The 13,595-nt window shown below is 42.1% G+C and carries 12 protein-coding genes; 9 read left to right on the forward strand and 3 right to left on the reverse strand.

What is annotated here, in order from left to right; translation table 11 throughout:
- Nucleotides 1–94 precede the first annotated feature (94 nt).
- The gene (locus AC1DOK_RS02935; protein ID WP_477552737.1) at nucleotides 95–853 is read right to left on the reverse strand and encodes an SDR family NAD(P)-dependent oxidoreductase; all 759 of its coding nucleotides are present in this window, start codon (nucleotides 851–853) and stop codon (nucleotides 95–97) included.
- Between the two features lie 138 nt (nucleotides 854–991).
- On the opposite strand from AC1DOK_RS02935, the gene AC1DOK_RS02940 reads away from it, so the two are divergent.
- The 7 genes from AC1DOK_RS02940 to AC1DOK_RS02970 all read left to right on the forward strand — a co-directional run bounded on the left by AC1DOK_RS02940 (nucleotide 992) and on the right by AC1DOK_RS02970 (nucleotide 8,193).
- Nucleotides 992–1,363 carry a MerR family transcriptional regulator gene (locus tag AC1DOK_RS02940; protein ID WP_477552738.1) on the forward strand — a complete coding sequence of 124 codons (372 nt, stop codon included), beginning with the start codon at nucleotides 992–994 and terminating at the stop codon, nucleotides 1,361–1,363.
- Nucleotides 1,364–1,719: 356 nt separating this feature from the next.
- A complete protein-coding gene (locus AC1DOK_RS02945; RefSeq protein ID WP_477552739.1) occupies nucleotides 1,720–2,226 on the forward strand; it encodes a MerR family transcriptional regulator in 507 nt (168 codons plus the stop codon).
- Nucleotides 2,223–2,666: an SRPBCC family protein gene (locus AC1DOK_RS02950; RefSeq protein ID WP_477552740.1), complete on the forward strand. Its 444-nt coding sequence runs from the start codon at nucleotides 2,223–2,225 to the stop codon at nucleotides 2,664–2,666. Before AC1DOK_RS02945 ends, AC1DOK_RS02950 begins: the two co-directional genes overlap by 4 nt.
- 2 nt (nucleotides 2,667–2,668) lie before the next feature.
- Entirely contained in the window at nucleotides 2,669–3,109 is a 441-nt protein-coding gene (locus AC1DOK_RS02955; RefSeq protein WP_477552741.1) for an SRPBCC family protein, read from the forward strand.
- A 233-nt stretch (nucleotides 3,110–3,342) separates the two neighbouring features.
- Entirely contained in the window at nucleotides 3,343–6,465 is a 3,123-nt protein-coding gene (locus AC1DOK_RS02960; RefSeq protein ID WP_477552742.1) for an S-layer homology domain-containing protein, read from the forward strand.
- A 377-nt stretch (nucleotides 6,466–6,842) separates the two neighbouring features.
- Nucleotides 6,843–7,550 carry a DNA alkylation repair protein gene (locus AC1DOK_RS02965; protein WP_477552743.1) on the forward strand — a complete coding sequence of 236 codons (708 nt, stop codon included), beginning with the start codon at nucleotides 6,843–6,845 and terminating at the stop codon, nucleotides 7,548–7,550.
- Nucleotides 7,551–7,599: 49 nt separating this feature from the next.
- The gene (locus tag AC1DOK_RS02970; protein WP_477552744.1) at nucleotides 7,600–8,193 is read left to right on the forward strand and encodes a YdeI/OmpD-associated family protein; all 594 of its coding nucleotides are present in this window, start codon (nucleotides 7,600–7,602) and stop codon (nucleotides 8,191–8,193) included.
- A gap of 156 nt (nucleotides 8,194–8,349) precedes the next feature.
- Here AC1DOK_RS02970 and AC1DOK_RS02975 read toward each other — a convergent pair whose 3' ends face one another.
- Nucleotides 8,350–9,225: a LysR family transcriptional regulator gene (locus AC1DOK_RS02975; protein WP_477552745.1), complete on the reverse strand. Its 876-nt coding sequence runs from the start codon at nucleotides 9,223–9,225 to the stop codon at nucleotides 8,350–8,352.
- Between the two features lie 118 nt (nucleotides 9,226–9,343).
- Between AC1DOK_RS02975 and AC1DOK_RS02980 the strand changes: the two genes are divergently transcribed.
- Both AC1DOK_RS02980 and AC1DOK_RS02985 read left to right on the forward strand, forming a co-directional pair.
- Entirely contained in the window at nucleotides 9,344–10,372 is a 1,029-nt protein-coding gene (locus AC1DOK_RS02980; RefSeq protein ID WP_477552746.1) for a YeiH family protein, read from the forward strand.
- Nucleotides 10,373–10,501: 129 nt separating this feature from the next.
- Nucleotides 10,502–12,052 (forward strand): SAM-dependent methyltransferase, encoded by a 1,551-nt coding sequence (locus tag AC1DOK_RS02985; protein ID WP_477552747.1) that lies wholly within the window; start codon nucleotides 10,502–10,504, stop codon nucleotides 12,050–12,052.
- A 137-nt stretch (nucleotides 12,053–12,189) separates the two neighbouring features.
- Here the strand turns inward: AC1DOK_RS02985 and AC1DOK_RS02990 are convergent, their stop codons facing one another.
- Nucleotides 12,190–13,578 (reverse strand): MFS transporter, encoded by a 1,389-nt coding sequence (locus tag AC1DOK_RS02990; protein ID WP_477552748.1) that lies wholly within the window; start codon nucleotides 13,576–13,578, stop codon nucleotides 12,190–12,192.
- Nucleotides 13,579–13,595 lie beyond the last annotated feature (17 nt).

Raw genomic sequence — 13,595 nt, forward strand, 5'->3', positions numbered from 1 at the left:
GGTTGGTGAACGCCCTACAGACCATATCATTGTCTATGCATGGCCATCCGTTGAAGGATGGCCATGTTTCGTAACTTGCCATTACGAGATGAGCCTATCGCGTGCTCGCCACATAATTATAAATTGTATCTCTCAACTCGAACTCGTACGTCAAACCATTCACAATCCCCACAACGCGATCGTTGTCATACAGGTCAAGCATGAATCCAGCCATTTCCTTCGCGGTATGGAACTTCGGCACAGTCCCGTGATATTCGAATTCGGAGACATCGAAAGAACGCTTCGCGAATTCTGTTTCTGTTGCGGCAGGTGCTAACACTTTAGCCTGCATAAGTGCACCCTGACTGTTCAACTCATGAGAGAGTCCTTCAGTAAAGGCACTCACATAGAACTTAGTTGCGCAGTACGTAATGGCATTTCCCACAATCGTATAGCCGCCACCGGATGATACGTTGATTAATTGTGTCCCTTCAACATTGGAGTAGTCACGAACGAAAAGAGAGGAAAGTATCGTCAACGATTCAATGTTCAGATGCAGCATTGCAGATACTTTATCTAAATCTTGCTGGGCCACTGAAGCAAAGTTGCCAAATCCCGCATTGTTGATCCAAGTTTCAATTTGGAACCCTTGTAGACCTTCATAAAGCTTATAAGCATTCTCGGAAACGGATAAGTCAGTCGCTCGAATGACGACATCTACATCGGGGTAGATACGAGTGATTTCAGACTTTAATTCCTCCAGCTGTTCTTTTCTGCGGGCTGCAACAATTAAGTTTTTGCCGCGAGCTGCAAAAGCTAGAGCAGTTTCATAACCTATACCTGAACTGGCGCCTGTAACTACAGTATATTTCATGTGACTTCCTCCCGTTTTCTACAAGAATGTATGGTGAACCAACAACGATTTAATTATACAGGTTAGAGTTTACTCTAAGTCAAATGTTTTTTATAATTATGGGGGACTCTTAAAATTAACATAGATTCGGGGGCTTGTATGTATACGATCAGCGATGTAGCCAAATTATTGGGGATAACCGCACATACACTGAGATATTATGAAAAGGAAGAGATTATTGCTCCGATACGTAATGCGAATGGAGAAAGAGTATATGATGACTCCAATCTTGCTTGGCTGCGATTTGTGATGAGGTTGAAACAAACCCAAATGCCGATCTCACAAATCAGAGAATATGCGCAGTTATATTTAGAAGGAGAGCATACGACCCAAGCCCGCTTGAACCTTCTCGAAGATCATAGAAACTCTGTTCAGAGTCAAATAAGAGACTTAACAGCCACAGAGAAGGTGCTGAAAGACAAAATTGCAGCCTACAAAAATTTCATTACTAAAGGGACAGGCATTCGCTAAGCAGACGACACAAAGAGTGATCCATGTAATCTTGATGCATTCGAGGTGATTCAGAACACGTGAGGAACGGAGGACGAGGAACTGTCGTATCTCATGGAATATTTGGAATTCAACGGCGAAATTTTCAAAAATACTCGAATATACGCTTGGAGATTCCAAGTGTATATTTCTTATAATATGGCATTAACGAGCGCCGTGGCGGAGTTTTCGCCGTTAGACACAATAGCTTGTGTTCAAAATCAGTGGCGTAAAAAAATTCCGGTAGAACGTCATGATTTCACTTGCACCTTACGTAACGTAATGTTTTACAATAGAGCTACCGGTACATAGCTAGCGCCAAAGAGTGGAGATGGTTAATGGAGAGACATTGGAAGGTCGGGGACCTCGCCAAGCTGACGGGGCTTACCGTAAGAACCCTACGCTTTTATGATCAAATCGGTTTGTTATCTCCATCCAGCCAGACGGAATCGGGTCACAGGCTATATAGTGAAGTCAACTTGTCACGCTTGCACCAGATTTTATCGCTTAAGGAGTTGGGCTTATCTCTCGAAGAGGTTAAGTCGGCCTTAAGTGGCGGGCAGATCAGTCCGCTTGAGATCGTAAACCTGCAGATAGACCAAATCAAAGAACAGATCAAACTGCAGCAGAAACTATTGGAGCAGCTCAGACATGTATCCAAGCTTATGCAAGGCAAGGCGGAATTAACGGTTGAAGATTTCACGAGCCTTCTGCAAGCGATGAAGATGGGATTTGAGAAACCGGTCATTGAGCGGCAAACGAGTTGGGAGCGACATTTGGACCTGTTAGGAGACTTTCTTGCCGAGGAGAGCGGAATTCCAAAACATAAGGAGGAAAATCAATGAACGAACGATTTGTGAAGCATGGAACCTTCGTTGTCGAGCGGACTTATGCCGCTTCGCCGGAGCGGGTTTATCACGCCTGGGCCGACCCGATTGCCAAAGCCAAGTGGTTTTCGAAGTCAGACCTCTTCGATTTCCAGGTTGGCGGGCGCGAGTACAGCAGCGGCGGGCCGCCGGATGGGCCGATCTTTACCTTCGACGCCAACTACCAAGAGCTTGTTCCAGAGCAGCGCATTGTTTATACGTACACCCTGGATTCGGGCGGCATACGCATCTCCGTCTCGATCACAACGGTCGAGCTTATCAAGGTGGAGGGCGGCACGAAGCTGATTTTCACGGAGCAAGGTGCGTTCTTTGACGGGCACGATACGCCGGAAGTACGGGAACACGGTACAAACGTCATGTTGGACGCACTGGGCAAGGTATTAGAAGGGGAGGTATGAACATGACAATAGGTGAAAATGAACTTATTGCTACGCGTGAGTACGATGTCCCGCGGGAGCTTGTGTTTAGGGCATGGACAACCCCTGAATTGTTAGCCCAATGGTGGGGACCTCAAGGCTTCATGAATACGTTTCATGAGTGCGATATGAGGCCGGGAGGCACGTGGAAGTTCACCATGCATGGACCGGATGGCGTGGATTATCCTAACCATAACGTCTTTGTTGAGATCGTGCCGCTGGAGCGGATCGTGCTTGATCATCTATCCTTCCACGAATTTCGGGTAACGGCTACCTTCGAGAGCTTCGAAGGCCGCTCTAGGGTCACCTTCCGTCAACTTTTCAAGGAAAAAGAGGAGTTTGAACAAGCTAAGCCGATCTGCATAGAAGCTAATGAACAGCAACTTGACCGGCTTGGCAAGGTGCTGGCGGATTTGGCCTACTAGCTTTGCAAAGTTATATCGGCTTTTACCTGAAAGAACTGTTACTTACGTGATGACTCTAAAATTGTCGCCGTTCACGATCCCTGTCGGGAATCGGACGGCGATTTTTATTTTGAAATATGATCAAAAATGTAATTTGAATTACAATTCGGACTCGTCCTTATGTTTATTATAGGAGATGGCATTGGAAATCAGACGATCTATTGCAATGAACATTTGAGGAAGAGGGGAATGAATTGTACAAGCAGATTAAGAATAAGTACGCCAATATGTTAGCTGTAATACTAAGCATTGCTATTGTATTCGGCTCATTTAGCTTTCCGTTAGTTCCGATAGCATCGGCAGCTAACCCTTTGCCAGCTCCGCAGAATGTACAGGTTACTGGTGCTACACATAAGTCAATAACGTTGGAATGGGACGCGGTAGAAGGAGTCGACCAGGATAGTGGATATCAGGTGTGGTATTCTAACGGAGTTTGGGCTGCTTGGGTTGGTAATCCGACAGCAACGATTGGAGGTCTGAATTCGAACACGACCTACTCGTTCTATGTAACGGCAATTACTGCAGCAAACGATAGAAGTGATGTTGTAACGGCAATAACGAATGATACATCGTATACGCCACCTATAGCAACGCTATCCAGTTCAGTCGTCAGTAATATCAACGCTGCATTTCCGATCACCATTACCTTTAACAAAGAGGTAAGTGGATTTGCGGATGTAGACCTTGTAGTAGACAATGGAACTGCATCCGATGTTAAGGCTCTGAGTGCAACGACTTTCACCGCTATCATTACTCCGACGACAAGCGGTCAGATTGTGACCGTTAAAGTTGCAGCTGGTGCAGTAACTGATACAGCAGGAAACAACAATGCCGTCTCAAACACGATTAGCTTTATGTTTGAAAAAAGTTCATCGAAGGAGTTTCTTTCTTTTTCCGTAGAAGGGAATCACGGCATCATCGATAACGGGGACCATACGATCAAAGTCGTCGTTCCTTTCCGTTCCGCAGTCTATAATATGCTTGAAACCTTTACGGTTTCCGAAGGTGCGTCCGTTCTTAATCATACCAGTGAGGTTACGTGCACTAATTATACGAGTCCCGTACCATTAACCATCGTTGCCGAGGACGGCAGTACGCAAGTTTATACGGTTACGGTAACTATCGGGCCTAGCAGCTTAAAGTCTATTCTATCATTTAACTTGTCCACTCCAGTAGTGACGGGTTTTATCGACGACGAGGCATTTGCGATCTTTCTCACCGTTCCGCAAGGTACGGATGTGACTGCGTTGAAGCCTACGTTTACAACAGATAAAATCGCACCAGATGAAATCCCGGCTAAAGTTAAGGTGAATGATGTTGTTCAAGTCAGCGGAACCAGCGTCCAGGATTTTACGAAGCCATTGATATACACGGTTGAAGCCTTGGATGGCAGCACACGAAACTATACGGTTACCGTTAGTTTCCAAAGAGAGCTCAGTACGGCCAAAGAAATCACTTATTTCGGGCTGGCTTCGCTTTCTTCCATCGGAATCATCGATGAGACGAACCATAAGATAGCTCTTACAGTTCCCTTCGGTACGAACTTGACCTCCTTAGTGCCGGCGTTTACGTCTACGGGTACCAGGGTCTATGCAAATGGAGCTCAGCAAATTAGCGGTGAAGCCGTCATAGATTTCACAGCGCCTGTTGAATATGTCGTTCATGATGAAGCCGGCGACACTCAAGCCTATACCGTGACCGTACATGTTGCAGCTGAAGAGGCAAGCTCAACGAAAGAAATGCTGACATTTGCCGTTGCGGGTGTAAAGGGTACCGTGAATGAAGCTGCGCATACGATATCCGTTGTGTTGCCTACTGGAGGTTCACGGCTCAAACAAATCGCTACGTTCACGACAAATGGTCAAACTGTAAAAATAGGAAATCAGGCCCAATATTCCGGGCAGACGGTTAACGATTATACAAGTCCATTGACGTACACTGTAATTGCAGAGAACGGGTTGACGCAAAATTATATGGTCACAGTGGTCATGGCTAATCAACTAATTACTTACGACCTTATCTCTCCCGTACATGCAACAGGAGTGATTGATTCAGTCCAACATACGATTACGCTTGATGTCCCGTATGGAACGGATCTAAGCGCAGCTAAGGCTAACTTCGTGACGACGGGAGATCATCTAGAAATCAATGGTATTGTTCAACAATTGGGCATTACGGAATCGGATTTAAGATTGTCTCCAACCATTCATGCGGTAGACTCTGAGAATTCGGTTGTCCCGTATACGCTGATTGTTAATACGGGCTTGAATCCTGCAAAGGAGCTTACCTCTTTCAAATTAACGAGCCCGGAAAGTATTGGAATCGTGGATCAGACGAACTATACGGTATCGATAACGGTACCTTACGGTACTAACGTGACCCAGTTAGCTCCTGCTTTTACGAGTACAGGCGTAGATGTGAAGGTTGGACTTCAGGATCAAGTTAGCGGCGTTACGACGCAAGACTTTACGAATCCGGTAACGTATTCGGTTTACGCTGCCGATGGTACCAAGCAAGACCACTTAGTGACGGTTACGGTAGCGGGAAGAACGCCTGACGGTGGGGGTAATCCGTCTCCTTCGCCAACCCCTTCTCCGTCCCCGTCCCCGACTACGCCAACCGAACCGATGACAACTTCACCGACGCCTTCGCCGTCTCCTTCACCGCTTCCGGCTTCTTTTTTCAAGTCGGCAGTAGATCAAGCTAGAATCGAAGCGTATTTGAAAGGCAAAGTGGAGCAAGCGCAGACGGGGCCGGTTAGCGGCGTATTCCCTGATGTTAACGAGCATTGGAGTAAACCGAATATCGATCTTTTCGTCAAATTGGGTTTTATTACTGGATATCAAGACGGAACCTTCCGTCCAGATGAGTCTATTACACATGCCGAGCTAGCTGCAATAATAGCTAGAGTGTTCCACATCGAACCTGCGGGCAGCTCCGGGGAACTGAAAGACGTGAAGGATCATTGGGCGAGTCATGCAATTGAAGCGCTAATATCGAGCGGAATTATCACGGGTTATGGGGACGATACGTTCAGACCGAATCGAGCTATTTCCCGTGCTGAAATCATTGCCATCATAAGTCGTATCGTAGATTTGAAGGCTGTTGACAAGCGTCAAACGGCGTCCTTCAACGACATTGCCGGTGTTTGGAATTCTGGTGAGATTCAGATAGCGGCATCTGCTGGCATTATTGAAGGCCGTGATGAGGGCATCTTCGCTCCGAACGAGCCTTTGACTAGAGCGGAAGCTGTTAGCATTATTCTGCGCGTGCTGAATTTAAATCCGGAGATAAAAGCTTTGCTTGATCAGCTATAATCCTAGTATTTGAAGGAAACTATTAGAAGAGATCATTCCTTGCGAAAATGCGGTTCACACCTCCATTTTCCAAAGAATGATCTTTTTTTGAAGGGCTTGGCACTCGGTCACAAATATGGATTATGTCCGAAAGGTTGCTTAGCCTAACACGCTAAATGTAGGGGGGAGGGTAGACATGGGGTAATATAGTAGACATAGGGTAATATATATGCCGTGTGGAAAAGTAGGGAGCGGCAAAAGCACCTATGCCACGAATTTAAAAAAACTCCATCGATCTACTCTTGGTCCTGATTTCATTGGATTAAGGCCATTTTATGATATATTCAATTAAAGACGGCTTATCTCTAAGGACAAACCATCCAAAAGGAGTGCAAATAATGAATCTAGAATCGGTCATGCAAGAACTTGAAGCTCTCGGTAAGGAACGGACCAAGAAGATATACCAATCGAATGGCGCGCAGGAACCGCTTTTTGGTGTGGCCACAGGCGAGATGAAGCCTATGTTCAGGAAAATCAAGCTCAATCAACCATTGGCCGAGCAGCTTTATGCCACAGGGAATTATGACGCCATGTACTTTGCAGGGATGATCGCCGATCCGAAAGCAATGTCTGAGGCGGATTTTGAACGATGGATGGATGGAGCTTATTTTTATATGCTATCGGATTTTGTGGTAGCAGTAACTTTGGCAGAAACGGATATTGCGCAAGAAGTGTCCGATAAATGGATAGCAAGCGGGGAAGAGCTGAAAATGTCGGCGGGCTGGAGCTGTTATTGCTGGCTGCTCGGTAATCGTCCGGACAGTGAATTTTCCGAAGAGAAAATCGCTGATATGTTTGAACTTATCAAAAGTACAATTCATGATGCCCCCGAACGCACGAAATACGCGATGAACTATTTCATATATACTGTGGCGGTATCCTATCTGCCACTTCATGATAAGGCGGTCGAAGTCGCCACGGAAGTAGGTCCGGTAGAAGTTAATCCGGGTACTGCAAAAAGCAAGCTCTTGAACGCTTCCGTTAATATAAAAAAGATGGTAGAAAAAGGGAAGGTCGGTTTCAAACGCAAACATGTAAGGTGTTGAACGGCTTATTTTGAAAAGACAATATGATGTTGAAGAGGGGTGTTCCTTAATGTCAGATAGTAAAATGAATCCTAAGGTTGATGAATATTTAAGTAAGTCCAAAAAGTGGAAGAAAGAATATGAGAAGTTGAGAGATATCGTCCTTGACTGTGAACTGACCGAAGAATTTAAATGGATGCATCCTTGTTACACGTTTGAGAATAAGAACATCGTTTTAATACATGGATTTAAAGAATATTGTGCGCTTCTGTTTCACAAAGGTGCCTTGTTACAGGATACCCATGGAATTCTAATCCAACAAACGGAGAATGTACAGGCGGCACGCCAGATTCGGTTCACCAATCTTCAAGAAATCGTTGAAATGGAAAGCATCTTGAAAGACTATATCTATGAAGCCATTGAAGTTGAAAAAGCTGGTTTGGAAGTGAATTATAAAGAGCATACAGAATATGTAATTCCTGAAGAATTCCAAAATAAACTCGATGAGAATCCTGCCTTGAAAACTGCTTTTGAAGCATTGACGCCTGGACGGCAAAGAGCGTACATACTCTATTTTTCTGAACCTAAACAATCCAAAACCCGAGAGTCAAGGGTTGAAAAATATATGCAACAAATCCTGGATGGAAAGGGATTAAAGGATTAGGACGCGAATGTCGGCCGAGAAAATTTAACGACAAGATACTCAAGAATGCCCTATGACTATGTAATCTAGTTATAGGGCATTTTTCCGGTGTCACACAGGTCAGCTCGCAGCAAAAGATGCTATACGGAACGCTGGCCACCCAGCATTCTAATTAGGCTATTTAGAACGAATTAAATTAATGAAAGCCTCAACACTTCTTTTATTTTTCATGACGGGAGAAAATATATAGGAAAAAGCTCGAGTAAAAGATTGGTTCTCTAACCGAACGATTGATAGGTCTCCATGGTTTAATTCCCTCTTTATAGCACTACGGGAGAGGAGAGATATTCCCATCCCTTGCATAACACTTTCCTTTATCCCTTGATTACTGCTTATAGTGAGAAGTGATTTTACTTTTAATCCATTCGAACGAATAATGTGATTTAAATATTCACGTGTACCAGACCCTTCCTCTCTTGTTATCCACGTATGATTCTGAAGGTCATTCCATGTAATGTCTCCCTTTAAACTTGAGTTACTAGGAGAAGAAATAATAAACAGTTCATCTTGCATAAAAGAATGGATAGACAATTCCTTTTCATTCGTTTGACCTTCAATTAAACCAATGTCTACCTGAAACAAACGAACATTTTGAACAATTTCTTCTGTATTCCCAATTACTACTTTAAGTTCAAGTTCTGGAAAATCTCTTTGAAGTTTAAATAGAAAGGATGGCAATATATACTCGCCAATTGTAAAACTTGTTCCAATTATTAATTCTCCTTGTACGGAATTATGATGTTCTAGAATATCTTCTCTTGTATTTTCGTAAATGGAGATCATTTGTTTTGCGCGATTGTACAAGATACTTCCGGTAGGCGTAATTTGAACATGTCTGGGAGAACGAATAAATAATTCCGTTTGAAATTCCTTTTCTAAATTCTTAATATGTAAACTTACACTGGGCTGCGAAATATGAAGTACTTCAGAAGCCTTAGTGAAATTTTTCAATTCTGCAAGTGTAACAAAAGTTTTTAAAGCATCATAGTACAACAAGATCGCCACCTTATCATTAATAATACTAATAGTAATAATTATTTATATATATTTTACTAATGATTACATTATTTATAAAGTATGAATAACAGCAAAAGATAAGGAAGTGACATCAATGATTACAGCAATTGAAAGTCAGTCAAAAAAACTACTAACAAAACCCTTTATGAAAGGGATTGGTATTACATTACTTATAGCAATAGTTGCAAAATACTTATCTGGATTTCCATTCTTGTCAATTATGGGGCAGCTAGTTATAGCCATTGTAATAGGAATGATTTGGAGATTCGTATTTGGTCTTCGGGAGAATACCCATCTTGGTGTGTCCTTTTCGAGTAAAAAACTGCTTAGAGCAGGAATTATCCTTTTGGGTATGAGGCTAAATTTAGCAGATATTTATCACGCTGGATCAAGTGTATTTATAATTGCTGTCATTAATATTGTATTTGCACTTATAGTAGTCTATGGATTGACTCGTTTGTTTGGTGTAGAGAAGAAACTTGGTATCCTTACTGCATGTGGTACAGCAATTTGTGGGGCTGCTGCCGTAGTTGCAATTGCTCCTCAAATAAAGGCGAAAGAAGAAGAAACAGCTGTAGGGGCGGCAACGGTTGCTATATTAGGAACGATATTCACATTGGTCTATACAGGATTATATCCTATTATGAACTTAACTGAAAAAGGATATGGTGTATTTGCTGGTGGAACATTACATGAAATAGCACATGTAATAGCTGCAGCTGCGGCTGGTGGGAATACCGCAGTTGATATAGCAGTTATAGTTAAACTAACACGTGTTGCCCTATTGGTACCAGTAGCCCTTATTATTGGATATATAGCCCAAAGACAAGACAAAGAAAGCAATGAGAAGAAAATATCCTTATCTATTATTCCTTGGTTCATTTTAGGGTTCATTGCAATGAGTGGATTTAATACTTTAGGTATTGTTTCTGAAACAGTGGCTAACGCTATTGTAAATATTGCATATCTATTAATTGCAATGGCTATGGCTGGGCTTGGGTTAAGTGTCGAAATCAAGACCTTTAGAAAACTTGGGATGAAAGCATTTGCTGCAGGATTTATTGGCTCGGTGCTCTTATCAATTTTGGGCTATTTTTTAGTCATAATATTTCATCTTAATTAGGGGCATCTTTCAGTCCCATTCTGGCAGAATAGAATTAGGGATTGAACGTAAAATAGGTTATGATTGCAGGCAAGAAGACTAATGTGATTTACATGTAGTCAATAACTAGCAGAAGCAGGATAAGAGTGAATGAGAGATAATAAAGAACAACGTTACCGCTTTAGCGAAGCGCCAATTTGGGATCTGCAGCGGACTTATTATGAAGAAGAAGGAATGAAGGCTTGGAATAATGGCCAAGTTCCTCAATATATAACGAGTAATCCGATGATCGCGACTTCCTATGCAGAAATGATATTTGGATTTCTTCAAGATCGGGCTAGTCAGGAATATCGATCAGAGCCTGTTTGGATTGTGGAGCTTGGAGCAGGAGCGGGACGTCTGGCTTACCACGTGTTACTTGAGTTGTGTCGGTTGAGAGATTATGTGGGGATAGCACTACCTCCGTTCCGTTACATTATGACCGATTTGGCAATGAACAATGTGTTAGCTTGGAAGGAGCATCCCGCTTTACAGTCTTTTATTGCCGAAGGATTACTTGATTTTGCGCGATTTGATGCTCTTCATGATACAGCTCTGGACCTGGTTATAGCTGACACAACCATTAGTGAAGGGGATTTAAAACAGCCCTTAATCATTGTTGCGAATTACTTCTTTGATAGTATTCCACAAGAGTTGATTTATGTCGGGAATGGTCAAATTTACGAAGTGGATGTTATTGTCGATAGTCCTGAGCAAATGGATTCACTTCAACCGTCAGAAGCATTAAATCAAATATCTTTACATTATGAGCATCGACGGGCACCTGAGTATGAACAAGAGAACTATCCTTATCGTGATGTCATTGCCATGTATCAGGAAGAATTAGAAGACTCGCATATTTTATTTCCTGTCGCGGGATTGATTTGTTTGGAACGTTTGAATCGGTTGTCTCAGACGGGATTTCTATTAATAACAGCTGATAAAGGGGATCACTTGCTTGATAATTGGAGATTCTCAGAACCGCCAGAGTTGGTTCTACACGGAAGTTTTTCTTTAACAGCAAACTACCATGCCATTCAGTATTATTATGAACAAAGAGGAGCTACGGCTTTATTTCCCCCGCATCACTATAAGAACATAAATGTGGGTTGTGTTCTCAATTTGGATATGCCGAAGGATTATGCGAATACAAGATTAGCTTATCGTCGATTTATTGAACGCTTTGGGCCGGACGATTTTTTTAGTATGAAGGAATGGGTAGATCGCAATATAGATAGCATGCAACTACAGCAAATATTAAGTTTTTGGCGTTTAGGTGGATATGATGCGGAATTTTTGATTCAGAGTAAGAAGCAGATCTATAGTCTGCTGCCAGATGCAAACGATGAAGAAATGTTGGATATATTAAGAGGCATTCAGATCATGTGGTCATCGTATTACGTCATGGAGCAGCGCTATGACTTAGCACTTGATGCTGGATTGATCCTGTTTGAGATGGAAAAGTACGAAGATTCTAAGCGGTTTTTAGAAATATCGATGCATTCGGACCAGGATCAGATCGCATCAACCGTATTTTATTGTCTGGCCATTTGTTGTATCGAGTTACAATTAGACGAAGAGGCATTGCAGTACACGCGAAAGTTATTAGAACTTGAGCCTGACCATGAAGAGGCACTGGCGTTGATAAGCCAATTTGAATAAATTGTGGATCAAAAAAGCGAACACTCTTAGGAAAGAGCGTTCGCTTTTTAGGTTTATTATTTTAGCTGAGCAGCTCGATCATGGCTTCTTCTTCCCTTGCTCTTGCAATATCCAGTGGGGTTTGTCCGAAACGTAATCTATTTAGTCGCTTTTCGTCCTACGAATACCCAGTACAGAGCTAAACTCAAAAGGGTAATGAGTGCGAGAATGAATAGGGTATTACTAAACATGGAAGCATCCGAATTGCTCGTAATCCCTAGGAAGCTTGTTCGCATTGCGGAATGGTCCATCATGGCTGCTGTATAGGCAATTCCGATTGACATCGCGACATTAAGTGTTAAATTATAAAATCCGACTGCTGTTCCTGTTTTTTCTTTATCAATCGTCCGAATGCAAGAATCAATTAATGGTGCATACATGAATGCAAATGAGCTAGAGAATAACACCATGGATATCACGAATACAACAACAGAACTTTGTACAAAGAATGCGCCTAATAGTAAGCTGACTATAATACTGGACATAGCAATTGTAATACATTGCTTGCTTCCCAGAGACTTCGCAATTTTTCCAGAAAGAGCCCCGACGATCGTAGCTCCTACAAAGCCTGGAATCATTAATAGTGAAATAGTATCGAGCTTCATACCATATATCTTTTCAAGTAAGAAAGGAAATAAGAAAATATACGCTAACTGCACAGAGTAAATGACAAAAGCAACTCCAAGCAATGAGATAAACTGTTTATTTTTAAAGAATGATATTCCAATAAACGCTTTTGAGTTCTTAGTAATATAAATAAGGAACAATGTAATTGCAACAATAAACAAGAGTAGGTAAATCCAATTGAAATCGGTAATATAGAGTAGTAGGGCTGCTGAAATGGTTCCCACTAGAAATAATCCCAATACATCTAAATTACTGTTTTTCGTTTTTTCCTTAGGAAGATATTTCATAATAAAAGGAAGAGTGAAAAGGGTTACCAAAGAAATTAAAAACAGAGTTGTCCAATGGAAATACGTAGAAACGTAAGCTCCAGTTAATGTACCTATAAGCTGCGAAAGAGCGAAACTGCTTGTACTTAATCCTAAAAATTTCTTTTGTTCATTTGCTGGTAAATGTTTGGTTACAAATATCACATACAATGTTTCGGCAGATGCTAAACCTGCAGTTTGGATAATGCGTGAGATAACAACGAGTAAAAACGACTGTTGAAAAATGTAACCCATGACTGAACCGACACATATCAAAATGATACCTACGATAAAAAGTTTTCTGATACTAATGGAATCCGCCAAAGCTGCGTAAACCACCGCACCAATTCCAATTACAAGGCCAGCTAGGGTGGCTTGCAGGCTAACTGTTGTCGCTGATATGTTAAAATCCTTTGCCATATCAACAGAAATAATCTTAAACGAATTGTCAATGATCAAACATAATAGAAATAATAGCAGGGTAATAGGCACTGCTTTCTTAATATTAAATTCCTGAGTTTTCTTCATGCTCATATCTGTAGTTGTGGTAGACATAGCGATATTCCTCTCCT

The organism is Paenibacillus sp. P5_B5 (assembly GCF_056400365.1).